The 22,318-nt window shown below is 30.8% G+C and carries 25 protein-coding genes; 2 read left to right on the forward strand and 23 right to left on the reverse strand.

Annotated features, from left to right (window positions below; genetic code table 11):
- Positions 1-7: 7 nt before the first annotated feature.
- The 13 genes from QWY99_RS00615 to QWY99_RS00675 form a co-directional block, all read right to left on the reverse strand.
- Positions 8-1,063: a TerY-C metal binding domain-containing protein gene (locus QWY99_RS00615; RefSeq protein WP_290259803.1), complete on the reverse strand. Its 1,056-nt coding sequence runs from the start codon at positions 1,061-1,063 to the stop codon at positions 8-10.
- 252 nt (positions 1,064-1,315) lie between these two features.
- Positions 1,316-1,768 (reverse strand): hypothetical protein, encoded by a 453-nt coding sequence (locus tag QWY99_RS00620; RefSeq protein ID WP_290259805.1) that lies wholly within the window; start codon positions 1,766-1,768, stop codon positions 1,316-1,318.
- Positions 1,769-1,782: 14 nt separating this feature from the next.
- Entirely contained in the window at positions 1,783-2,418 is a 636-nt protein-coding gene (locus QWY99_RS00625) for a vWA domain-containing protein (protein WP_290259807.1), read from the reverse strand.
- Positions 2,419-2,567: 149 nt separating this feature from the next.
- Positions 2,568-3,206, reverse strand: coding sequence for a vWA domain-containing protein (locus QWY99_RS00630; RefSeq protein WP_290259809.1), 639 nt, complete (start codon positions 3,204-3,206; stop codon positions 2,568-2,570).
- A 275-nt stretch (positions 3,207-3,481) separates the two neighbouring features.
- On the reverse strand, positions 3,482-4,141 hold the full coding sequence (locus tag QWY99_RS00635) for a TerD family protein (RefSeq protein WP_290259812.1): 660 nt from the start codon (positions 4,139-4,141) through the stop codon (positions 3,482-3,484).
- 18 nt (positions 4,142-4,159) lie between these two features.
- Entirely contained in the window at positions 4,160-4,711 is a 552-nt protein-coding gene (locus QWY99_RS00640; RefSeq protein ID WP_290259814.1) for a TerD family protein, read from the reverse strand.
- Positions 4,712-4,720: 9 nt separating this feature from the next.
- Positions 4,721-5,686 carry a hypothetical protein gene (locus QWY99_RS00645; RefSeq protein ID WP_290259817.1) on the reverse strand — a complete coding sequence of 322 codons (966 nt, stop codon included), beginning with the start codon at positions 5,684-5,686 and terminating at the stop codon, positions 4,721-4,723.
- A gap of 25 nt (positions 5,687-5,711) precedes the next feature.
- Positions 5,712-6,800, reverse strand: a complete 1,089-nt coding sequence (locus tag QWY99_RS00650) for a toxic anion resistance protein (protein ID WP_290259819.1) — start codon at positions 6,798-6,800, stop codon at positions 5,712-5,714.
- An 8-nt stretch (positions 6,801-6,808) separates the two neighbouring features.
- Positions 6,809-7,417, reverse strand: a complete 609-nt coding sequence (locus tag QWY99_RS00655; protein ID WP_290259823.1) for a TerD family protein — start codon at positions 7,415-7,417, stop codon at positions 6,809-6,811.
- Between the two features lie 3 nt (positions 7,418-7,420).
- Positions 7,421-7,975 carry a TerD family protein gene (locus tag QWY99_RS00660; protein WP_290259825.1) on the reverse strand — a complete coding sequence of 185 codons (555 nt, stop codon included), beginning with the start codon at positions 7,973-7,975 and terminating at the stop codon, positions 7,421-7,423.
- A gap of 3 nt (positions 7,976-7,978) precedes the next feature.
- Positions 7,979-8,785, reverse strand: coding sequence for a phosphoribosyltransferase family protein (locus tag QWY99_RS00665; protein ID WP_290259827.1), 807 nt, complete (start codon positions 8,783-8,785; stop codon positions 7,979-7,981).
- Between the two features lie 2 nt (positions 8,786-8,787).
- Positions 8,788-9,453, reverse strand: coding sequence for an HAD family hydrolase (locus QWY99_RS00670; RefSeq protein ID WP_290259829.1), 666 nt, complete (start codon positions 9,451-9,453; stop codon positions 8,788-8,790).
- A gap of 108 nt (positions 9,454-9,561) precedes the next feature.
- A complete protein-coding gene (locus QWY99_RS00675) occupies positions 9,562-10,137 on the reverse strand; it encodes a TerD family protein (protein ID WP_290259831.1) in 576 nt (191 codons plus the stop codon).
- A 741-nt stretch (positions 10,138-10,878) separates the two neighbouring features.
- On the opposite strand from QWY99_RS00675, the gene QWY99_RS00680 reads away from it, so the two are divergent.
- On the forward strand, positions 10,879-11,478 hold the full coding sequence (locus QWY99_RS00680) for a DUF937 domain-containing protein (protein ID WP_290259646.1): 600 nt from the start codon (positions 10,879-10,881) through the stop codon (positions 11,476-11,478).
- Positions 11,479-11,564: 86 nt separating this feature from the next.
- Here QWY99_RS00680 and QWY99_RS00685 read toward each other — a convergent pair whose 3' ends face one another.
- The 4 genes from QWY99_RS00685 to QWY99_RS00700 all read right to left on the reverse strand — a co-directional run bounded on the left by QWY99_RS00685 (position 11,565) and on the right by QWY99_RS00700 (position 16,039).
- A complete protein-coding gene (locus tag QWY99_RS00685; protein ID WP_290259644.1) occupies positions 11,565-12,473 on the reverse strand; it encodes a pseudouridine synthase in 909 nt (302 codons plus the stop codon).
- Positions 12,474-12,611: 138 nt separating this feature from the next.
- Positions 12,612-13,568, reverse strand: a complete 957-nt coding sequence (locus QWY99_RS00690) for a geranylgeranylglycerol-phosphate geranylgeranyltransferase (protein WP_290259643.1) — start codon at positions 13,566-13,568, stop codon at positions 12,612-12,614.
- Positions 13,569-13,967: 399 nt separating this feature from the next.
- Positions 13,968-14,906, reverse strand: a complete 939-nt coding sequence (locus QWY99_RS00695) for a mevalonate kinase family protein (RefSeq protein WP_290259641.1) — start codon at positions 14,904-14,906, stop codon at positions 13,968-13,970.
- A 50-nt stretch (positions 14,907-14,956) separates the two neighbouring features.
- Entirely contained in the window at positions 14,957-16,039 is a 1,083-nt protein-coding gene (locus QWY99_RS00700) for a diphosphomevalonate decarboxylase (RefSeq protein ID WP_290259639.1), read from the reverse strand.
- Between the two features lie 106 nt (positions 16,040-16,145).
- On the opposite strand from QWY99_RS00700, the gene QWY99_RS00705 reads away from it, so the two are divergent.
- Positions 16,146-16,622, forward strand: coding sequence for a TspO/MBR family protein (locus QWY99_RS00705; RefSeq protein ID WP_290259636.1), 477 nt, complete (start codon positions 16,146-16,148; stop codon positions 16,620-16,622).
- 53 nt (positions 16,623-16,675) lie between these two features.
- Here QWY99_RS00705 and QWY99_RS00710 read toward each other — a convergent pair whose 3' ends face one another.
- The 6 genes from QWY99_RS00710 to QWY99_RS00735 form a co-directional block, all read right to left on the reverse strand.
- Entirely contained in the window at positions 16,676-17,422 is a 747-nt protein-coding gene (locus QWY99_RS00710; RefSeq protein WP_290259634.1) for a BamP family beta-assembly machinery protein, read from the reverse strand.
- A gap of 73 nt (positions 17,423-17,495) precedes the next feature.
- A complete protein-coding gene (locus QWY99_RS00715) occupies positions 17,496-18,245 on the reverse strand; it encodes a BamP family beta-assembly machinery protein (protein ID WP_290259632.1) in 750 nt (249 codons plus the stop codon).
- Positions 18,246-18,345: 100 nt separating this feature from the next.
- Positions 18,346-19,020, reverse strand: coding sequence for an MBL fold metallo-hydrolase (locus tag QWY99_RS00720; RefSeq protein ID WP_290259630.1), 675 nt, complete (start codon positions 19,018-19,020; stop codon positions 18,346-18,348).
- A 61-nt stretch (positions 19,021-19,081) separates the two neighbouring features.
- Positions 19,082-19,654, reverse strand: coding sequence for a Crp/Fnr family transcriptional regulator (locus QWY99_RS00725; protein ID WP_290259629.1), 573 nt, complete (start codon positions 19,652-19,654; stop codon positions 19,082-19,084).
- 10 nt (positions 19,655-19,664) lie between these two features.
- A complete protein-coding gene (locus QWY99_RS00730; protein WP_290259627.1) occupies positions 19,665-20,873 on the reverse strand; it encodes a BaiN/RdsA family NAD(P)/FAD-dependent oxidoreductase in 1,209 nt (402 codons plus the stop codon).
- Positions 20,870-21,547 (reverse strand): glycerophosphodiester phosphodiesterase, encoded by a 678-nt coding sequence (locus QWY99_RS00735; RefSeq protein WP_290259625.1) that lies wholly within the window; start codon positions 21,545-21,547, stop codon positions 20,870-20,872. Before QWY99_RS00735 ends, QWY99_RS00730 begins: the two co-directional genes overlap by 4 nt.
- Between the last annotated feature and the right edge of the window lie 771 nt (positions 21,548-22,318).

A 22,318-nucleotide genomic window follows, 5' to 3' on the forward strand; every position in this document is an offset into this window, starting at 1 on the left:
GAAAAAATTATCCTTGCGTTCTGTTTACATCAAAACCACCTTCGCCACTAGCGCCATAAGTTCCTTGATTGTTACACCACGGACAAGTACTTACGTCTTCGTCACCAATACAATGTATTTTGTTACAAATACAAACGGCAAACGCTATTTGATTGCCACAACAAGGGCAAGTTGGACCTCCTATAAGTTCGTCGGTATTTACTTTATTGCTAAAATTAGAAGTATCTGCTAGTTCAAAATAAGAATTGTCGACTTGATATGCTCCAACCAGCTTGTAGTTTTTTGAAGATAATTCGATACCTGCATAAATTGATGGAGCAATTGTTTTGCGGTATTTCATCAAATACGGTCTTTTTGTATTTTGACATTTTCCATTTAATACCACAAAATTATCATCTATAAACTGACGATTTGGTTCTGATTTGGTTAAATCTATTTTCGAAAGCGTTTCTCCATCTAATTTCGCCAATTCGAAACCTGTCGAGTTGCTTTCGACACTTATGCTACTTGTTTTTATAGAATCGGTAACCCATTTAAAGAATTCTTTATAGGATTGAACATTTGTGTTTTTAAAGTGTAAAACGTTTTCTGTTAATTCACCTAACAGGTTTGTGTCTGTTTCATTTCCAAAAGAAATTGCAATTAGATTAGCCATTTTTTGCCAATTAAGTTTCCATTCATTAATTGCGGCTTTACTATCATCTGTAGGAGCACCATCTGTAAATAAAAATACAATTGGTTTCCAATCGCCTTTCATTTCATATGTAGTCTTGACAATGTTTGTTCTTAATTCGTGCATTAAATGCCCTAATCCTTTACTTAATGAGGTTCCACTACCAATTGGGAATTTAGGTGGGTAAAAACTAACGATTTCTTGCAAAGGAACCAATGTTTTAGGTTGCCCAGCAAAAACGATGATAGAAACAAATACGGTTTCTAGAGCATGTGGATCTGTTTTTAAAGCTTGAATGATTGTAGCTAGTCCTTCTTCAACTTGTTGAATAGGTTCTCCTACCATTGATTCGGATATATCGATTAAAAAATATATAGGTAATCTTCTCATTTTAAAGGAAATTTAGTAGCATTAAAAAAATAATTAAAAGTACAACTTGTGTCATATCAACTGCTAATCCGATACCAACTTGGAAAGGCTTTACGACGGTTTTCAAAAAATTGAATATTGGTGAAAATATACTATTGAAAAAGGCAAAAATCTTTTTGTATTGTGGACTTAATTTATCTTTATATGGGAGCAACTTTGAATATAAAAATAAACCAATTATTAGAATCTGGATGAAAAGTTTGATAAGTGTCATTATGATAGGGTAGTTATTAGTTCATTTGCAATTTGATTAAAAACTTGTTTTTCTGTGTTTTTTGTTTTAATCCCATAAACAGAGATACAATTATTAGACTCCATATAATTAATGGAAAAAGTAGCCCCATAACATTTATTTATATCTGTGTAAGGTATGGCATGCATTGCTTTTATGTAAATACAGTTCTTGCGTGTTATAATATCTCTTATGTATAAATGCTCTTTTTGATAATTATCTATTAAAAGTTGCTCTATCTTTTTAATTGTAATATCATTTACTATTATTGATTGATAACATACAACAAGACTGTCTATATTCATTAGCTCTAATCTTTCGTTTGAGTTTAAAACTATAGAATCTATATCAGGTTCTCCTTCATGATAGGCTTCGTCTGCATATTTTGCTATATCAATAATCGAAGTTGAAAGTTTAAATATTATATCTATCATTTTTTTTTTAAAAATTAAATTACGATAGTTATTTCACTCGGCGGTGGTGGCAAGGCTACACTTTCTCCAGTTCCCTGGCTTTTATTTCCTTGTTCGATAGTTTCAGAAACCCATTTGAAAAATTGTTTTAGAGTTGAGCTATCTGCAGAGTCTAAATGAACGACATTATCTGTTAGTTCTTTTAAAATATCGTCGTTGGCCATATGGCCAGCGGCACAACCAACAATAGCTCCAAAATTCAGGTTTTTAATTTCGGGTGTTTTTTGTCTATAAAGTTGTATGTCAGATGGTTTTCCGTCGGTGAATACAAAAAGTAACGGTTTCCAATCTCCTTTTTGAGTTGGTGAGCCTTTTATAACATCTGTTTTTACTTTTTCGATTATATACTCAAGTCCTGCTCCAGTATTTGTTGGACCACTTTGAGGACAGGTTATCTCTGGAAGTTGAAAGTTTACTAACTCGGTTAAGGGAACAATTTCTTTTACTTCTCTGTCAAAAGTTATAATACTTATCCAAAGTGAGTCTAAAGCTTGTGCGTCTGAACGCAACGTATTAATCATGCCACTCAAAGCATTATTTAAAGCTTGAATTGGTTCTCCATACATAGAACCGGAAGTGTCTAATAAAAAATATACTGGTAGTCTTCTCATCGTATTTTTTGCAAAAAATGATTTAATAATTGTATTACTAAATTTGTTCTAGGTTAACTTTATGTAGAAACACTTGTTTGTATTATATGATTCTGTTTGGCTCTAGAAGACTCTAAATTTTTTTTTAGATGTATTTCGAGAGTAGGAATTTAAACTACAATATTAAGTTCTGATGGAGGAGGAGGTAATTCTTTAAAATTTGAAATTTCCTTTCCTGAATCTTCCAGTTTTGTTGAGCTTACGCCAATAGATGCGGTTACCCACTGAAAGAATTTACCAATGGTTGCACTGTCTGCTGTGTCTAAACTTACTACATTATCAGTAATTTTCTTTAAAACATTAGTATCTGCACCGTTTCCTGCTGCACATGCTACTGTAAAAGCTACTTTTGATTTTTTAAATTCATTTAAGCCATTTTCCCAGTTATCTGTAGGGATTCCATCTGTCATGATAAAAACCAAAGGCTTCCAATCTCCCTTTTGTTCGGTAGTTGTTTTTTGAACTTCAGTTTCTATTTTATGAGCGACTAATCGTAAAGCTTCTCCTAAAGCTGTAACTCCTGTTGCTTTAATATCAACCATCTGAAAAGAGGCTAAATCTGTTAGTGGCACAATTTGTTGGGCTGTACTATCAAAAGTGATTATGCTTAAAAAAGCGGTTTCAATAGCTTGAGGATTTTGACGTAAGGAACTAATCATTATCTGAACGCCATTCTTTACAGCTTCAATTGGCTCTCCTGACATTGAACCAGAAGTATCTAGCAATAAGTATACGGGAAGTCTTCTCATTTTTTTCTTTTAAGTGATGAAATAGTATCGGGTATTGTGTGTACTAGTATTCGCTTTTTGTTTATTAAGTGATTATAAAGAGCCCCAATAATAGATATGGGGCTCATGAGGAAAATTTTCCACCAACCAATTAATTAAGTTATTACGACATAATTGAACTGTATTATTAATCGTATCTCATTTAATGAGATATGACTCCTTTTTTACAATTTTAAATTATGGAATGCGTTTGTACGGAAACTATGCATTTTTGAACTCTAAAACACTAGGTTTTATTATAGGTATGATTGTATAATCTTGTGAACTGTTTGCCCTAAGAACGTATCTTCTGTTGGGTCACCAATTGCACTAAATTTCCATTCATTATTTCGTTTGTAAAGTTTACCCATAATTATTGAACGCTTGTTTACATATTGTCTATCAGCAGAAACATTATATGAAGCAAATTCTGAAACTACTCTTGTTGGAGTACCTTCGTACATTCTGATTTTTGCATAAGGAATTTGAGAAAAATCTTCATTTCCAGCATTGTTCAAGAAGAAAAATATTTGGTTAACTTTTGAATCTACTTTTGATAAATCGACAGTTATAATTTCGTTATCCAATCCATCATCACCGCCAGTATCTCCAGCAAGATCATCACCAGTGTGTTTTAGTGCGCCATCAACAGTTAATAATTTTCCTTTTGGTAAACCAAATTGTTGTAATGCTTCAATTCTGTATAAAGGAGAATATAAATGATCACAAAGTTTGTTTTGGTCATCAATAAGGATGCAACTTAAATCTAAGTCTACATCTTTTACATTTTTTGATAATCCGAGGAAACCTTTTGTTTCAATTGCTCCCCAGTTTACACCAACGCAGAAATTTGTTAATGTTTCACCACTTGTTTTTCTTAGATCAATTTTTTGTCCTTTGGTTAAGTTAATTGCCATGTTTCTTAGTATTTCTAGTTAATTGTATTTATTTAAGTAATCTTGTAAACCACCTTTCATTCCTACGCCAACAGCTTCAAATTTCCATTCGTCGTTTCTTTTGTAAATTCTTCCAAACTCAACAGCAGTTTCGATAGAGAAATCTTCGTCTAATTCGTATTTAACCAATTCTACATTCGATTGATCTAGAATTCTGATAAATGAATTTCTGATTTGACCAAAATTTTGTCTTTTAGTATCTGCATGATGAATGGTAACTACAAATGAAATTTCAGAAACTTCAGGAGCAATTTTTGATAAATCAATTTGTATTTTTTCATCATCACCATCGCCGTCTCCAGTTAAATTGTCTCCAGTATGTACTACAGCTTGATCTGGTGATTTTAGATTGTTATAATATACAAAGTGATTATCAGATGGAAGTTTTCCATTAGCACCAACTAAAAAGACTGATGCATCTAAGTCAAAACCTTCTCCAGTACTACTAGAGTTACTATCCCATCCTAATCCAACAGTAAATTTTGGTGCATCGATACTTTGTCTTTGCCCTTTTTCTAAATTAATTGCCATTTTATTCTTTTAATTAATATTAATGTTTAACATTGTTTTTAAAATATTGGTCTGTTCATCCACGTTCTGCAAATCATCTAGAAAATCAACAGAAGAGATTTTGTCTAGGTAATCTTTTAATACTTCTTGAACCGTTTCTGGAAGTATTGATTTTATTGTACTTAGCTCTAAATTCAAATCTGCATTTTTAGCTGTTAATTGAATTACAATTTCTTCTTTTGCAGAATTGTTTTTTGATAAATCTATTCCTTTGGAATTCTCACTATTTAAAAAATAGAAAGATTTATCATTGGCAACATAAATAAATTTGTCATTAGAATCTCTAAATTCGTAGACTTCAATAGTTTCGTTATTACAAACTAATCCACACAAAAACTTAATTTTGAACTTTAGAATGTTTAATCTGCCTAGTAATTTTTTTTCAAATTTCGCAAATGAGTTTTCATACAAGCTCTTGTTGTAACGGGTGAGCTGTTCATATTGATCAATACTTATTTCTCTGTAATATTCAGATTGAACACTTTCAGAAAAAATCGTTATATCATTCCAATTAAACAAAGCAGATTTATCGGTTACAAATAGGTTGTACAATTCCTCAATCTTTTTAGACATATTTTGCGAATGAATTCGCATTTGATTCGTAAACTTTGTTTCTCCTATTTCTGATTTTAGTTTAGAAATAATGTCATCATTAATATATATTTCATCAGAAATTAAAAGATAGTTTTGTTCTTTTGATTTCTTGATTTTTTGAAACAAATCAATAAGGCTATTAGTAAACTGTATGTGAAATAGTTCTAATTTATTTATGTCTAATGAACGGTTATTTTGAAAAAGAGTATGGATTATTTTTGTTTTTATTAAGGTACCAACAAGATCCTTGTGATTAAAGAAATTGGATAACAATTCTAAAATCACAAGTTTTCTGTTACTATCTTTTATTATTTGAACGAACCGTTCCTCTTCCTCTTGCATTTGTTGGTCTTATCTTATTATTCAATTAGCTTATGACGCCTTTTTTTAATTCGCTTTCAAGACTTTGTAAACCAGCATCCAGTTGTCTTCTGGTTTCTGTTCCTTGATCGTGAATTTGTTTTACTTCTGTCAAAGTATCTATTAAAGATTTAGTTGTCATTTTAAGCGTTTCTAAAGAAACAATTGTGTTTTCGTTTTCTTTAGCTACTTCAATGCTGTTTTGTTTCAACATTTCGGCATTTTTCTGCAAAATAGTATTTGTTGTTTCAGATACCTTTCGCTGAATTTCAATATTTTGTTTTTGTCTTTGTAAAGCAACAGCTAGCGTAAGCTGGTTTTTCCAGACCGGCATTGTCGTTGTTAAGATGGATTGCGCTTTTTCTGCAATAGACGTATTGTTGTTTTGAACTACACGTATTTGAGCTAGAGACTGCAACATAATAAAGCGAACAATTTTCATGTCGGCTAAACGTTTGTCTAGACGGTTTATGAAATTCCTTTTATCAGAAATTTGATAATCTTGATATTGCGCCGTGTTAGCTTCCATCACAGCAAGTTCTTCGTTTAGTTCTTTAAAACGAATTTGTCCTGCTATAACGTGTTTCTCCATTTCTTTGATAAGTCCCACATTACCATCAAACATGGTTTGAAGTGAGCTATTATCTTTAACAGAATTAATCATTCCAGCTTTTACTTTATTACTGATTTTATCAATGTTTACAGTAATTTTATCGTATTGTTGGAATAATTTTTTTACATCAACAACTAATTTATTAAGGACTGGAATCTTAGAAAGAAATCGTTTAACTGGTCCTTGGTCTAACTGATCAACATCTACATAGTTTAATTCAGTTAACAAATCATTAATCAAAGTTCCTACCTCACCCGAATTATACGTTCTTACGTTGGTTAAAAAAGTATCACTTTGTTTTGCAATAGAATTTTGAATCTCAGCGCCGTAATTTAAAATCGAATTGGCATCATTCTCATTTAATTGATTTGAGATTGATTTGTAGCTATTAATTTCTGTTTCAGTAATTGTAGCTAAGTTTACATTTCCATCTTTGTCAATCAAGGCAAGGTTTTCTTGAGTAACTAATTGATTGTCTATCATGTTGTCTTTTATAAATGATTTTGTTGGATAGTAAGAATCGTTTCTTCAAGTTTTTTATCTCTTGTAGGAGTTCCGATTGCGCTAAATTTCCATTCATCATTTCTTTTGTAAAAAACACCAAGTACCATTGATACATTTCCAGCAAAAGAAGCATCGTTTGCAATATCATAACGAGCATATTCTTGGTTAACTCTTGTTGGAGTACCTTCGTATATTCTGATAGATGCAAAAGGAATATCTTTAAAATCTTGTCCTCTAAAACTATTTATAAAGAAAGCTACGTGATTTGCAGATGGAGATATTCTAGAGAAATCTAAAGTAATAACTTCATTGTCTAATCCGTCATCACCGTTTAAATCTCCAGTTAAATCATCGCCGCTGTGTTTGATAGCTTGATCATTAGATTGTAGTTTTCTAAAGTTAACAGAGTCGATATGGTTTTTCTTTTCGTCATAAATAGCACAACTTGCATCTAAATCAACTGGTTCTTTTTTTGTTCCAAAAAGCCCTTTTTTCTCAATAGCTCCCCAATTTACACCAACGCAAATGTTTTGTAATTTAGTACCATTGCTTTTTTCAAGATTGATACGTTGTCCTTTTTCTAAATTTATAGCCATTTCTTAGTTGTATTTATTTAAGTAATCCTCTAATCCGCCTTTCATTCCTGCGCCAATAGCTTCAAATTTCCATTGTCCGTCTTTATTGTATATTCTACCAAACTCAACAGCAGTTTCTATAGAGAAATCTTCTTCTAATTCATATTTAACCATTTCAGTATCGTTGCTATCATCTACAATTCTAATAAATGAATTACGAACTTGTCCAAAATTTTGTTTTCTGTTTTGCGCATCATGAATCGTAACTACAATACATATTTCTTTTACAGCAGCATCAATTTTTGTTAAATCAATTTTGATTTGCTCATCATCTCCATCTCCATCACCAGTTAAGTTGTCACCTGTATGAATCACAGATTCGTCTGGTGATTTCAAATTATTATAAAATATGAAATGAGAGTCAGAGATTATTTTTCTATTATCTCCTAATACAAATACAGAAGCATCAAGATCATATCCTGATCCTGTCGAGCTACTATTTGTATCCCATCCTAAACCAATTGTAAATTTTGGGGCATTTATGTTTTCTCTTTGCCCTTTTTGTAAGTTGATAGCCATAATTTAATCTATTTTTATTACGTTAATGTTATTTTGGTATTCTAAAATTTGGTGGTAATTATTACTTATCGCTAGATGAAATAAATCATTACTTTTTTGCAACGAAATATTGTTAGCTAAATAACTAAAATCATCTTTGTTAAGACTTAATATATATTTTACTATTCTGGTATTGTACTGAAAATGATCGCTATTTATAATGTTAACTATGTCTTCAACATTCTTAACAGAATAATAATTATAATGATTTTCTATGTTTGGATGAATTTCTTTGTTTATTAATTCAGCAAAATAGACAAATACAAAATCGCCGTTTACATTATACTGATTTAGTATTTTATTTACAGTATGTTCATGGCTTCCTGTTATCTTAATATCATCAACGAAAATACAAAGTTTTCCTTCAATAAAATTTTTATCGATATAATAGGTATCATTAGAGATCAATTTTACTCTTTCTTCAAAATCTAAATTTCCATAATCAGTTACATAAGTTTGATTTCTGTAAATTTTAGATTCGATACATGCTTTTTTGTTGTTTTTAAACAGAAAGCTGTTCAGTTGTTTTTTGAAATAATAACATAAAAAATTTGAAGCCGTAGGTATCGATAAAAAAGGACTTGGAAGTATTACTATTTCCTTGTTTGATAAAATCAATTCGCCATATTGTTCTGTAAAACCATCGAACAACTCTTTTGCAAATTTTTCTGCATAGCTTTTATCGCCAAATTTAAATCGGCTGTATTCTTCTTCTTGAAAAGGGCAATTATCTTTTTCAAGAATTTTATGTAAACTAAAGTTTTTATTCACTGTTATATTTTTAGTAGGTGTGCATCAAATCCAAAATTAATAGCTCCATTATAATCGGCTACAATATTATCTCCAATATGCAGTATTTCTTTTTTTGTTATTTTTTTTATCTCATTTGCTTGGTCAAATACTAGTTGAAAAATTTGACTATTTGGCTTCGAAATTCCGACTTCATCGGAGTATATCTGAAATTTGAAATAGTCTTCTAATTCATAATGAGATAGTATTTTTCTCAATGTTTTTCCTTTAATGAAAGCTGTGTTACTAAGTAGGTTGATTGTTTTTCCTTGTTTAGTAATTTCATCAAAAAGGGCTGGGATATTTTTATACAGGAGCTCTGGTTTATATTTCAAGAATAATAATTCAGTCTCTTTATAAAACAATCCTAATTTATCTGTTGAGATATTGTTTATGTCTAAATTTAAAGCGTTTAAGATTAAATAATAAATTTCATAAGTATCAATATTAGATCCTGTTCTTTCGTTTATATTATTGCATAAAACATCATAGTAGCGAACTACTTCATTGACTTTTTCGATTGTGCAATCTACATCAAAAAAATCTCTAAATAATTGATTTCTTTTGCTTTTAAATTCAGGATTTGATTTTATGAGGGTCAACCATAAATCGAATGAAAGATGACTATGGTTTGAATAATTTATTTCCAAGTTTACAGGTTTGCTAGTGACAAATTATCTTTAAGTATAATGCATAATACTTCTTAAAAACTAATTTGTTCGGATTAATGATGAATTGATTAGATTTTGAGAAACTCTTTATTTAATGATTTCACCTGAATAGTATTTCTCTAAAAAGAAACCTAAATCGGCTCTATATCCAATTCCTGAAGCTTCAAATTTCCATTGGTCGTTCTTTTTATAAAGTCTTCCAAATTCTACACCTGTTTCAATTGAAAAATCTTCATCAAGTTCATATTTAGCAATTTCTTCTCCACTTGCATTATCAACTATTCTAATGTAAGAATTTCTAACTTGTCCAAAGTTTTGTTTTCTTCTTTCAAAGTCTTCTATTGTTACGACAAAAAGGATTTCGTTTGCTCTAGGGTCAATTTTAGTTAAATCAACTTTTATAGCTTCGTCATCATCTCCATCACTACTTTTTCCATCAGGATCATCACCAGTATGTTCTAATGATTCATCAGGAGATTTTAAATTATTATAAAAAACGAAGTAATCTTCGCCTAAAAGTTTTCTGTCTGAGTTTATCATTATTGCAGATGCATCCAAGTCAAAATCATTTCCTGTTCCTTCGTTTGGATCCCAACCTAAACCGATTGTTATGTTTGATAAGCCAATATTTATTTTTTGTCCTTTCTGTAAGTTAATTGCCATAGTGATATTTAGAATATAATTGGTTTTAAAAGGATAAAAATATAATATATTTTGTATTAAACTGTTTTAAATTAGTTAAAATAGTTTTTTTATGTCTCTTTGTTTTATTATAACAAACTGTTGTGATTTTATTGTTTTTATTGTCCTTTTTTTTAACGTTTCCTTTTGAATTGTTACAGTTAAAAAAAAGGTGAAGGTTTGTAAAATTAGTAATACGAACTATTCTTAATTTACGTTTTTCCGTAATTTACATAAGTAGTAGTTGCTTACTTTTGCAAATTATTGTTTTATATTTTTTGTTAAAGTATACTTATATATAGCGTTAGTCAGTAATATTGATTTATTGTATATTAAGAAGTAAGAGGTAAATAAGAGATTGGATCTTTATTCATTACTTATTCTTAATCCTTTTGGTTAATAAAGTAATATTCATCAATACGTTATCGGGTTAAATATACGTAATAAAACAGCTATATTAAATTAAAATCAATGTACTATTTTTCTGTCTTATTGAAATTTGTTTAATTTTATTTAATTTTATTGATTTTTAAGGAGTTAAGGTATTATTGGGTTTCCCATGCATATTGTGTTTTTTTTGTGGCATATGTTAAATTTTTTTTTAACGTTTTTTTTGGATATGTTATTATTTTATATACATTTATCACATAAACGATAAAATACCACACTTTATCGATTATTTATAATTGATAAAAATTATTTAATTAAAGAAATCCAGTATTCATGAATCCAAATCTACAAATTGAACTTAGACGTTTTATTTCTTCAAATGTTGTTTCTAAGCTGAATAAATTTTATTTTGAAAATGATGCTTTATTAATTAAAGCAATTGATGCATCTATCGGAACTATCTTAATAGGAGCTTATAACAAAATGCACGAGGTTAATTTGTGCAATGAGTTAGTTCAAATTGCAGGAGTTACAGGATTTTATGAAGAAATAGATTTTGAATCGGGAAGATTGTTATCTGTTAACGATTGTTATAGAAACGAAGGGAATAAATTGTTGAAACGAATTTTTGACAATAAAAAGTCTCGAATTTCCGAAATGGTTTCTAATGAAGTAGGTATAAAGAGTGAAACTGCTCGCGAAGTATTAAGTTTTTCTGCGCTTTTGGTTTTTTCTTATTTCAATTATAAAAAATATTCACATGAAGATCTTCAATTTATGCTAGAAGAGCAAAAAAGAGGTATTTTAAATAGTATTCCGCTCGGAATTAAAATTATCTTAGGGTTTTCATCATATGAAGTTGTTGAGGAAAAAAGTAGATCTAGATTTTCAAATTCCATTTTCAATCACATTTTTTCAAATAGCGAATCTTAAGATGTAATTTTAGTTCTGGTATAAAAAAAATCCCATTTTACAAATGAGTAAAATAGGATTTTTTTGTTTTTATATAATTTGAAAGCTTATACGTTCTTCAAATTAATAATTTCTTGTTCTGTAAGCATACGCCAGTTTCCTCTAGGTAGATTCTTCTTGGTTAAACCTGCAAATGCTACACGGTCGATGCGTAATACATCGTAATCAAAGTGCTCAAAAATAGAACGAACTACTTTTACGTTTGATGAACGTAATTTAAGTCCAATTTCACTTTTTGGTTCATTGTCGATATAGCTTATGTCTTCAACAAAAACACGGTGTCCATCAAGAACAAGTCCTTTGTTTATTTTTTCTAAATCTTCAAATTTCAAGTTTTTATCTAATGAAACTTGGTATATTTTAGATGATTTTTGGCTTGGTAAAGTAAACTTACGAAGCATGTCAGTATCATTTGTAAACAACAACAAACCTGTAGTGTTTTTGTCCATTCTTCCTACTGCAGCAATTTTAGCATTTGTAGAACCACGAACTAATTCTAAAACATTACGGAATTCTTGACCTTCGTCAAAAGCAGTTGTAAAGTTTTTAGGCTTGTTTAATAATATGTATTCTTTCTTTTCTGGAGTTAAAACTGCTCCGTCAAAATTAACGACATCTCCTGGTTTAACCAAGTATCCCATTTCTACAACAGGAACGCCATTTACTTTTACATTTCCAGATTGGATGTAAATATCTGCATCACGACGTGAACACGCGCCAGAATTAGCAATATATTTATTTAAACGAATCTCATCAGCAGCTTTTTGTCTTTTAGGTGCTTGATTCGGTTTTTTAGTAGCTTTTTCAGCAGCTTCTTCCGCTATTTTAGTATTCGGCTTCGCTTTTTTAGGCCCTTGTGCACGCTTTTGCATGGCAGGTTTTGGCTTATTTGAGTTGGGTCTTGAACTATTTGCTCTTGGTCCTTTTCCTTTATTATTGCCTTCCTTGTTATTCATAAATCCTGTAATTTGTGCAAAGATAGTTTATTATTGGTTAATAGCAGTAACTTGATTGTTGTTAGATTACTAGCTTTTAATACTATTAGTAGCTTTAAATATGAAAATTATCAAAAAAAGCTGAAAATTTTGATGTAATTAGATTTTTAAAAGTAATGTTTTTCCGTGCCACAAAACACTTGGATTAATTAGTACAATACAAAATACCCCCGAAACGATAAGAAATTTCAAGACATTGTGTAATAATAAAAATTGTGTCTTAGAGCTTGATTTCCAAAGATAGAGTAAGAAAAATATTAAAACTATAAAGCAAGAATAGAAATAAATATCCATATAGCCAATGTCATATACTTCGATAAGGATGTATACAGGAGCGATGGTTAGAAAAGTTAAAAGAGTAATGATCTTTTTTGAGGTTCTTTCGCCATAGAGAATCGGAATAGTTTTGTAGTTGTTTGCCAAGTCACCTTTTAAATTTTCTAAATCTTTTATCATTTCACGTATTAATAGTAATAAGAATAAAAATGTAGCGTGAGCAAAGATTACGGCAAAATGGCCTTTTTGGTTTTCTAAATCATCAAACGATATCTGATTGTAGAAATATAATAAGATAGCAAAGAATGGTAAAACGGCCAACAATGCCGCCATAAGATTTCCTATTAATGGGAATTTTTTAATTTTATGGGAGTAAAACCAAATGAGAAAAATATATACTGAAAAAAATAAAAAAGCTTTCCATGACACAATTAGCGCCATTAGTGCAGCTATGAAATTGAGCGTGAAATAAACGCTTAGTTTTGTTTTTTGACTTACCAATCGATCCAACATTGATTTGTTTGGACGATTAATTAGGTCTTTCTGGCTATCGTAGAAATTATTTATGATATAACCAGATGCGATGGTAATTGCCGATGCGAAAACAATTAAAAACAAATGGAAATCCAATAAAATATCAAGTGCCCTTTTTTCGGGAGCGAGGATAAATATTGCCGATAAATATTGGGCCAAAATAATAATAGGTATATTGTAACCTCTCACTACGGAGAACAAACTTATAACTTTCATCGCTAAAATTTTATTCTGACGGCTCAACATTTCTTTTATTATAGATTGTTAGGATTCTGTATTGGTTTTAAAGTGCCTAAAGTACATCTTTTAATAGTCTTTGAAAACTATATTTTGGTTTTCTTGTATCTGAGAAGATCTTCTTTTGTGAAATTGCTATCTATGATATTCATTTTCTTTTAAAAGATTTACTTCTTCAATTGCGAAAATAATAAAATTACTTTCTGCGATCGATATGTTTTGGGGTTGTTTTTTAATGCCTAAACTTTTCTGTTTATAGGTCTTGGGAATGAAGCATCATTAATAATGTTGATCTCTGTTTTTAAATAAATAGTTTCTTTAGGTTTTAAATAACAAGAGCCGATAAATTTCGGCTCTTATAATTGTAACTATTTTTGATTCTAATGAATTATAGAATTTGTTTTTCTTTTAAAATTGGTAAACTACTTCTAGTTTGTAGTCTTTTAATGATTGCTTAGCGCGTTCTAAATCTTCGGTAAAACCTAGAATATAACCACCACCGCCAGAACCACATAATTTTAAGTAGTAATCATTTGTATCAATACCATTTTGCCAGATGCCATGAAATTGTTCTGGAATCATAGGTTTGAAATTATTCAAAACTACTTTTGATAATTTTTTGGTATTACTGAATAATGACTTCATGTCGCCGTGTAAAAAGTTTTCCACACAAGCATCTGTATATTTTACAAATTGGTTTTTTAGCATCGTACGGAAACCTTTGTCTTTAAGATTTTCCATAAAGATGTTTACCATTGGAGCAGTTTCTCCAACAATTCCTGAATCTAATAAGAACACAGCGCCTTTCCCGTCAAAACTTTGATTAGGAATTCCAGTTGCTTCAATATTATCTTTAGAATTTATTAAAATCGGAATGCTTAAGTAGCTATTTAAAGGATCTAAACCTGAACTTTTTCCGTGGAAAAAACTTTCCATTTGTGAGAAAATAGTTTTTAGCTGTAATAGTTTCTCACGAGTTAAATTTTCTAGAACCGTGATTTTGTTTTGAGCGTATTTATCATAAATAGCAGCAACTAATGCGCCACTACTACCAACTCCATATCCTTGTGGAATACTTGAGTCAAAATACATCCCAGATTCTACATCATCCTTTAAAGTTGCCAAGTCAAAAGTTACCAAGTCTGGTTGCTCTGCTTGTAATGTTTCAAGGTAAGATGTAAACTTGCTTAAACTTTGATTTGATGAAATGGCTTCTGCCGAAGGATTTTCGGTTTTCTTCAAGGCACCATTGTAAAAATTATAAGGGATAGAAAGTCCTTTTGAATCACGGATTATTCCGTACTCTCCAAAAAGTAATATTTTTGAGTAAAATAATGGTCCTTTCATATATTGATTTTATTGTCTAAAAGCTAGAATTTAATTAAAGATACGTAAAATTATAATGCAATTGCACCTTCTCCAATTTTGTCGCAAAGGTACTGACCATTCTGGCAAAATACAACTAATTCGTCCTTAATAAATTGTAGTACTTTTTCTGTAACGTTTTCGGGATATAAAACATGAACATTTGCTCCTGCATCTAGCGTAAAACAAACCGGAATTTGAGTTTCAGTTCTGAATTTCCAAATCGCATTAATTATCTGTAATGTGTTTGGTTTCATTAGTATATAATACGGCATAGAGGTCATCATCATAGCGTGTAATGTTAGCGCTTCGCTTTCGACTACTTTGATGAATTCGTCTAGATTTCCATTTTCAAAAATACCAATTAGTTTGTCTAAATTTTCGTGAGCTTGTGCAAAACGTCTTTCTGCATAAGGATGATCGTGCATTAAGTCATGTCCTACCGTACTCGAAACTTGTTTTTCGCCTTTGTCAACTAATAAAATAGTGTCTTGGTAATTATGAAAGTTTTGATGAATTGCATGTGGAAATTCTACTCCAAATAAATCAGAGCTTCCTTTTATATTTGCTTGATTTCCCCAAACAACAACGTTTCCTTTTACACTTCGGCAAGCACTTCCTGATCCTAATCGAGCAAGGAAAGATGCTTTTTGATAAAAGTATTCGTCTGTCATATCTGGATTCAACACTTTTTCAAGGCTCATGAAATTCATTGCCAAAGCGGCCATTCCAGATGCCGAAGAAGCTATTCCTGAACTATGAGGAAATGTATTTTGGGTATCTATTGTAAAATGATAGTCTTTTAAGAAAGGTAAATAAAGAAAAATACGTTCTAGGAATTTCTGAATTTTAGGTTTAAAATCTTCTTTTGGTTTTCCTTCAAAAAGTAAATCGAAAGTAAAATCATTTGAAGTTTCTTTTTTGTCGAAAGCTAGTTTGGTAATTGTTTTACAGTTGTTTAATGTAAAACTAACCGATGGATTAGCGGGAATTTGATTGTCTTTTTTTCCCCAGTATTTTACTAAAGCAATGTTACTTGGTGCGCTCCACTCAAAGTTACCTTTTGTGATATCTGCTGTATATTTTTTTGGAATAAAATCGTTTGCTGTAAACATAAAAATAAAAAATTTACGCAAAGATACTTTTTTTGAATTATACCTTTTGACTTTTTGATAGCCTATAAAAATGTTTATCTTTATTAACTCTAAAAAACAGTATAAAATGAATAAAATCACTCGAATTTTAGCGGTTGTTGTTACCTGTCTTGCTATTGGATATTTTTCTGGAATAGTTACAAGATCGAGTATTGAAACTTGGTATCCAACTCTGATTAAGCCAAGTTTTAATCCGCCTAATTGGGTTTTTGCACCAGCTTGGAGCTTGCTTTATCTTTTGATGGGTGTAGCTGCTGGATTAGTTTGGGATCGAATAGAACATGAAAAAGAAGCGGTTAAGAATGCCTTGGTTTTCTTTGCGATACAATTAGCCTTAAATGCTTTATGGTCTTATTTGTTCTTCGGACTGATGAATCCGTTATTGGCGCTTATAGAAATTGTTGTTCTATGGTTAATGATTTATGAAACGCTTTTAAAATTTATTAAAATCAATAAAGTTGCTGGATATCTTCTGGTACCATATTTACTTTGGGTAAGTTTTGCAACAATATTGACTGCAAGCATTTGGTGGCTTAATAAATAAGTTTAAAGTTTCAGTATTCAGGACAATTTAAACCCTGAATACTGAAATTGTTTTTATTTTTCGTTTGCTTTTAATTTTTTAAATTCTTCGTTTTTAGAGTATAAATAGTCCATCGTGGCAAGAATGTTATTGTTTTCATTTAGTGTTTTTGATCTTGGATCGGCATCACAGAACTCAAGAAACAATTCTTTGTCTTCTGGTTTTAACTTTAAATCTTTTGTAAAAAAATCAGGAGCACAAGTGGTGTTTACTAGTTTTTTAAAATCAAATTTAGAAGATTTTGTTTTAGATTTTTTGTCTTTATTGCCTGTAAATAAGCGTATTAATTTATCTCCTATAGCCATAAAATCCATTCCATTTGTAATTGTTCCGTTATAGACGCCTGTATATTTATCTAAAGAACTAGTGTTTTTTTTTAATACTATTCCATTAGTTGATTCTTCAGTAGCACCTATATGTGGAAATTTGATGGTTGTAATTACGACTTCTCGGAGCTCCTCTGGTTTTAATACTAAATTAACTGTAAGATTATCTTGTTGTATATTTTCTTGAGAAACTTTTAGTCTCGTGAAAAAATAATCTTCCTTAAAAAAGAGTAAACTGTCTTTGGCACGAACTGGAATAGAAAATTCTCCTGAGGCATTTGTTTTGGTACTCGTTTTTGCAGTTTTGTTAATTACTTCTACATCTTTGACAGTCTGATTTTGTGAAATAACCTTTCCGTTTAATAATTTTTCAGTTTGCGAAAAGCCAATTTGATAAGTGAACAATGTAATTGTAGTAAGTAATTCTGCTCTCATATAAAGTTAATTGATTGAAGGTTAAATTATTATAATTGTCTTAACTAAAACTTATGAATTGTGTACAGTCTTGTTAATTTGCTTTGTCAACTTTAAGTTTTTTGAATTCTTCAATTTTACCGAACAAAAAATCCATTGATTTCAGTATGTTATTGTTTTCAATAAGTTTTTTAGATTTAGGATCTGCGTCACAAAATTTCAGAAACGGCTCTTTTTCTTCAGGTTTTAGCTTTAAATCTTTTGTGAAAAATTTTGGATCTAAAGTGTTTGTTACAAGTTGAATAAAGTTAAGTTCAGCTGTTTCGGGTTTTTTTTCTTTCTTCTTGATTATGCTATAGAGCAATTTGCCAATACGTATCAAATCTGCTTGGTGAGTAATAGGAGCGATTCCATCTTTATAGCCTTCGATTTTCATACCTTGTTTAGGTCTGGATTTATTTAGTTTTATTTGTTCGATCTCTTCTTTTGATAAAGATATACGTTTTACTTTATTAGATAGAATGAGTACTTCGTCTAATTCTTTCGGTTTAGAAAGCATATTTACTATAAGATTATTTGCCACTATGTCTTCTTGAGTAAGTTGTATCCTTTTGAAATAATAGCCTTGGGAGAAAAAAATCAAACTGTCTTTTACATTTACTGCAATTTCAAATTCTCCCAAAGTATTTGTCCTAGTACTAGTTTTGGAAGTTTTATTAATGACTTCTACATTTTTAAGAGTAATATCTTGAGAGATAACTTTACCATGGAGTATTTTTTCTGTTTGAGAAAATGTAAATTGACAAGAAAATAATGTTATTGTAGTAAGTAATTCTGCTCTCATATAAGGTTAATTAGTTGAGAGTAAATTTATTATAATTGTCTTAAGTAAATCTTATGAAATGTGTAAAGTCTTGTTAATTTGTGTTTTGAGAATAGGATTGTTATTTAAGGATAATTTTATTTACAAACTTTTCGAACTCTCCATTGTTTATTAAAATGGGTCCATGGCCAAAGCAGAGAATTTTTGGTTCTAAAGAAGCTAGTTTTAGGATAGACTTTCTATTTAATTCTTTGTCAGAAGTGAATAAATTAGGAGGTTCATTTAAGCCAACAATTGTAGTCATTAAATTCATATTTGTCATTACATCCCCAACAATGAGTAAGCTATCTTTTTTCCTAAAAAAGGAAAGATGCCCTTTTGAATGACCAGGAGTTTCTACAACTGAAAATCCTGCGATTTGGTCTCCTTCTTTTATAGTATGCGAAACGGGATGCCCTTTTCCTGCCCAGAATTTTTGTTGAAATCTTGAAATCAAATGTGTTGGATTTGGATAGTCAAAAGTAACATTTCCGTTTTCGGCACTTGCTTTTTCTAATGCATTACACCAAAGTGGAATTTTTAGTGTTTCACATATAATTTTGCTACTGCCTTGATGATCTGCATGTGCATGCGTGAGTACATGTTTTGTTACAATTTTGTCTTTTAAAGCATTTAGAATAATAGATGCAGAACTTTTTATTCCAGCATCAATTAGTACATCTCCTATTAAATAACAATTAATTGCATTTCTAGGAAATAAAGAAATTTGGTACACATCTTCGGCTATTTTTTTCATCTTTTTTGAATTTTATATTCGCAAAGATTTGAATTTAGTAGCCATATATTCTTGACAAATGTTAAGAAATGTTTTGCCTGATACGGCTTAAGGATTCTGGAGTTATTCCTAAAAATGAGGCAACATGAATTAATGGTGTTCTTTGAACAATTTTTTGAGGAGCAGTTGCTAGAAAAGTCTGGTATTTTTCTTTTGCAGGAATCATTTGAAGTTTTAATATTCTGTCGGCCATACAGAGATAGTTTTGTTCAGCCAGAATTCTTCCTACACGTTCCCAATTTGGAATTACAGTATATAAATACTGCATTTTCTCATAGTTTATAGAAAGAACTTCACATTCTTCAAGGCAATGAATGTTTTCGTAAGAAACGGTTTGATTTATAAAACTCGAATAGGAGCTTATAAAGCCATTGTCACAGCTTAAATAGGTAGTGATTTCTTTTCCGTTTTTGAGGTAATACGTACGAGCCAATCCGTTTATGATGAAGAAAATCTTGTTACTGATTTTTCCAATAGGCAAGAGGTATGTTTTGGAATCAAATTTTTCATATTCAAAACACGAAAGAATCATTTCAATTTCATTTTCTGTAAATGAAGAAATTGAGAGTATTTGTTCTTTTAATGCTGACTCCATAACTGTTTTACTAAATGTTATTAGCTACAATAAACCCACTTGTCCATGCATTTTGAAAGTTAAACCCTCCTGTTATGGCATCTATGTTTACAATCTCTCCAGCAAAATATAATTTCTCATGAAGTTTGCTTTCCATAGTTTTAAAGTTAATTTCCTTTAAATCAATTCCGCCAGCGGTTACAAATTCTTCTTTAAAAGTACTTTTTCCATTTACTTGGAATGTTGCATTTGTCAATTGATTGGCTAAATTCTGAAGTTGAACTTTAGATAAATCTGCCCATTTTGTCTCAGTTTCTATACTAGAAGCAAGCACTAAACTTTCCCATAATCGATTTGGAAAGTCAAAAGGTGATTTTTTTGAAACGGCTTTTTTAGCATGTTCCTGTTTTAATTCTTTTAATTTTTTCTCAGCATCTTCGGTATCTACATCGTTTAACCAATTTACAAAAATGGTGAATTGATAATTTTTGTCATGCAAAATACGAGCTCCCCAAGCCGAAAGTTTCAGAATTGCTGGTCCGCTCATTCCCCAGTGTGTTATTAATAACGGCCCTGTAGATTCGAGTTTGGTCTCTTTTACTTTTACAGTTGCTTGTGCTGCTACGCCCGGTAATTCTTTTATTCTTGGGTCTTTTATGTTAAATGTAAATAGGGAAGGGACAGGGCTTATAATTGCATGTCCAAAAGTTTGTAGCATTTCCCATATTTTAGGATTGCTTCCGGTTGCTAGAACCAATTTATCAGCTATATAATTCTGATTTTGTGTTTCGATTTTCCAGAAATTTTCATTTTTATAGATTGATTGTACACTTTGTCCTGTAAGTACAGTAATGCCTAATTTTGCAGTAGCTTTTAAAAAACAATCTATAATAGTTTGAGAAGAATTAGATGCAGGAAATAGCCTTCCGTCATCTTCAATTTTTAATTCTACTCCATGCTTTTCGAACCATTCGATTGTGTCTCCCGAACAGAATTGATGAAATGGTCCTCGTAATTCTTTTTCGCCACGCGGATAAAATTTAACCAATTCATTAGGTTCAAAACAAGCGTGTGTTACATTACAACGCCCTCCACCAGAAATACGAACTTTTGTAAGTACTTCGGATCCTCGTTCTAAAATAGCGACTTTTAATTTTGAGTTTTTCTCTACAATATTTATTGCTGTAAAAAATCCTGCTGCTCCACCACCTACTATTATTATATCAAAATTTTGAGTCATATTCTATCTGTAAAATCACTAATGATTCCGTTTACGTTGTATGTTTTTATTTTTGCAATGTCTTCCTTTTCATTAACCGTCCAAGGAAAAACCTGAAATCCTATTTCTTGTATTTGTTTTGTGTTCTCTTTGTTTAGCAAATGAAAATCGGGATGTATTGCTTTGGCTTTTATTTCTTTTGCAAAAGTAATAGCCGATTCAATATCCGTTTCTGTTAAAACCCCAATTGCTATTTTTGGATTCAGAGAATTAATTTGTTTTAGATATTCCCAATCGAAACTTGAAACAAGAAAAGAATCGTAGCTCCAGTTTTTTTCTGAAATGTATAATTCAATTAATGTTACTACAGCATCTGCAGTTCCAATACCTTTTAATTCGATATTAATAAAACATTGCTGATTTACTAAATCCAGAACTTCTGATAATGTTGGAATTTGATGTTTGTTTTCTATTCGGAAATCTTTTAATTCTTGCAAAGATAGGTTATTTACAAAACCTTTTCCGTTGGTAGTTCTATCAATCGTTTCATCATGAATTACAATAAGATGACCATCTGAACTAAGTTGTACATCTAATTCAATGCCATCGGCTTTCATTTGGATTGCTTTCTGAAAGGCTTGTAAGGTGTTTTCGGGTTCGTACCCTCTTGCTCCACGATGGGCTATTTTTAGCATTTATTGAAGTTTAGTTGCAAAGGTCGTAAAGTTTTTATTCTAGTTTCTAAGATTTAACCGCAAAGGGCGCAAAGATTTTTTTACTGAATTCGCAAAGTTCGCAAAGGTTAGCGTGCCTTGCGTAAACCGTTGCGTACTTTGCGTTTAACTATTTATAAAGATTTTATGTTTTTGAGGTTTAATCGCAAGGAGCGCAAAGTTATTTTATTGAATTCGCAAAGTTCGCAAAGCTTAGCGTGCCTTGCGTATACTGTTGCGTACTTTGCATTTAAATATTTATAAAGTTTTTGTGTTTTTGAGGTTTAATCGCAATGAGCGCAAAGTTTGTTTTGTTGAATTCGCAAAGTTCGCAAAGCTTAGCGTGCCTTGCGTAAACCGTTGCGTACTTTGGGTTAACTATTTATAAAGTTTTAATGATTTTGAGGTTTAATCGCAAGGAGCGCAAAGTTTGTTTTGTTGAATTCGCAAAGTTCGCAAAGCTTTGTGTGCCTTGCGTATACTGTTGCGTACTTTGCATTTAAATATTTATAAAGTTTTTGTGTTTTTGAGGTTTAATCGCAAGGAGCGCAAAGTTTGTTTTGCTGAATTCGCAACGTTCGCAAAGCTTAGCGTGCCTTGCGTAAACTGTTGCGTGCTTTGCGGTTAGATATTTATAGCGTTTTAATGATTTTGAGGTTTAATAGCAAAGAGCGCAAAGTTTTTTTTACTGAATTCGCAAAGTTCGCAAAGCTTAGCGTGCCTTGCGTAAACCGTTGCGTACTTTGGGTTAAC

The sequence above is a fragment of the Flavobacterium branchiarum genome (assembly GCF_030409845.1).
Lineage (GTDB): Bacteria > Bacteroidota > Bacteroidia > Flavobacteriales > Flavobacteriaceae > Flavobacterium > Flavobacterium branchiarum.

What these genes read in the sequence shown, in the direction of transcription:
- QWY99_RS00615 (WP_290259803.1), bottom strand. Translation starts at nt 1,063, where the DNA reads ATGAGAAGATTACCTATATATTTTTTAATCGATATATCCGAATCAATG.
- QWY99_RS00620 (WP_290259805.1), bottom strand. Translation starts at nt 1,768, where the DNA reads ATGATAGATATAATATTTAAACTTTCAACTTCGATTATTGATATAGCA.
- QWY99_RS00625 (WP_290259807.1), bottom strand. Translation starts at nt 2,418, where the DNA reads ATGAGAAGACTACCAGTATATTTTTTATTAGACACTTCCGGTTCTATG.
- QWY99_RS00630 (WP_290259809.1), bottom strand. Translation starts at nt 3,206, where the DNA reads ATGAGAAGACTTCCCGTATACTTATTGCTAGATACTTCTGGTTCAATG.
- QWY99_RS00635 (WP_290259812.1), bottom strand. Translation starts at nt 4,141, where the DNA reads ATGGCAATTAACTTAACCAAAGGACAAAAAATTGATCTAAGAAAAACA.
- QWY99_RS00640 (WP_290259814.1), bottom strand. Translation starts at nt 4,711, where the DNA reads ATGGCAATTAATTTAGAAAAAGGGCAAAGACAAAGTATCGATGCACCA.
- QWY99_RS00645 (WP_290259817.1), bottom strand. Translation starts at nt 5,686, where the DNA reads ATGCAAGAGGAAGAGGAACGGTTCGTTCAAATAATAAAAGATAGTAAC.
- QWY99_RS00650 (WP_290259819.1), bottom strand. Translation starts at nt 6,800, where the DNA reads ATGATAGACAATCAATTAGTTACTCAAGAAAACCTTGCCTTGATTGAC.
- QWY99_RS00655 (WP_290259823.1), bottom strand. Translation starts at nt 7,417, where the DNA reads ATGGCTATAAATTTAGAAAAAGGACAACGTATCAATCTTGAAAAAAGC.
- QWY99_RS00660 (WP_290259825.1), bottom strand. Translation starts at nt 7,975, where the DNA reads ATGGCTATCAACTTACAAAAAGGGCAAAGAGAAAACATAAATGCCCCA.
- QWY99_RS00675 (WP_290259831.1), bottom strand. Translation starts at nt 10,137, where the DNA reads ATGGCAATTAACTTACAGAAAGGACAAAAAATAAATATTGGCTTATCA.
- QWY99_RS00680 (WP_290259646.1), top strand. Translation starts at nt 10,879, where the DNA reads ATGAATCCAAATCTACAAATTGAACTTAGACGTTTTATTTCTTCAAAT.
- QWY99_RS00685 (WP_290259644.1), bottom strand. Translation starts at nt 12,473, where the DNA reads ATGAATAACAAGGAAGGCAATAATAAAGGAAAAGGACCAAGAGCAAAT.
- QWY99_RS00690 (WP_290259643.1), bottom strand. Translation starts at nt 13,568, where the DNA reads ATGTTGAGCCGTCAGAATAAAATTTTAGCGATGAAAGTTATAAGTTTG.
- QWY99_RS00695 (WP_290259641.1), bottom strand. Translation starts at nt 14,906, where the DNA reads ATGAAAGGACCATTATTTTACTCAAAAATATTACTTTTTGGAGAGTAC.
- QWY99_RS00700 (WP_290259639.1), bottom strand. Translation starts at nt 16,039, where the DNA reads ATGTTTACAGCAAACGATTTTATTCCAAAAAAATATACAGCAGATATC.
- QWY99_RS00705 (WP_290259636.1), top strand. Translation starts at nt 16,146, where the DNA reads ATGAATAAAATCACTCGAATTTTAGCGGTTGTTGTTACCTGTCTTGCT.
- QWY99_RS00710 (WP_290259634.1), bottom strand. Translation starts at nt 17,422, where the DNA reads ATGAGAGCAGAATTACTTACTACAATTACATTGTTCACTTATCAAATT.
- QWY99_RS00715 (WP_290259632.1), bottom strand. Translation starts at nt 18,245, where the DNA reads ATGAGAGCAGAATTACTTACTACAATAACATTATTTTCTTGTCAATTT.
- QWY99_RS00720 (WP_290259630.1), bottom strand. Translation starts at nt 19,020, where the DNA reads ATGAAAAAAATAGCCGAAGATGTGTACCAAATTTCTTTATTTCCTAGA.
- QWY99_RS00725 (WP_290259629.1), bottom strand. Translation starts at nt 19,654, where the DNA reads ATGGAGTCAGCATTAAAAGAACAAATACTCTCAATTTCTTCATTTACA.
- QWY99_RS00730 (WP_290259627.1), bottom strand. Translation starts at nt 20,873, where the DNA reads ATGACTCAAAATTTTGATATAATAATAGTAGGTGGTGGAGCAGCAGGA.
- QWY99_RS00735 (WP_290259625.1), bottom strand. Translation starts at nt 21,547, where the DNA reads ATGCTAAAAATAGCCCATCGTGGAGCAAGAGGGTACGAACCCGAAAAC.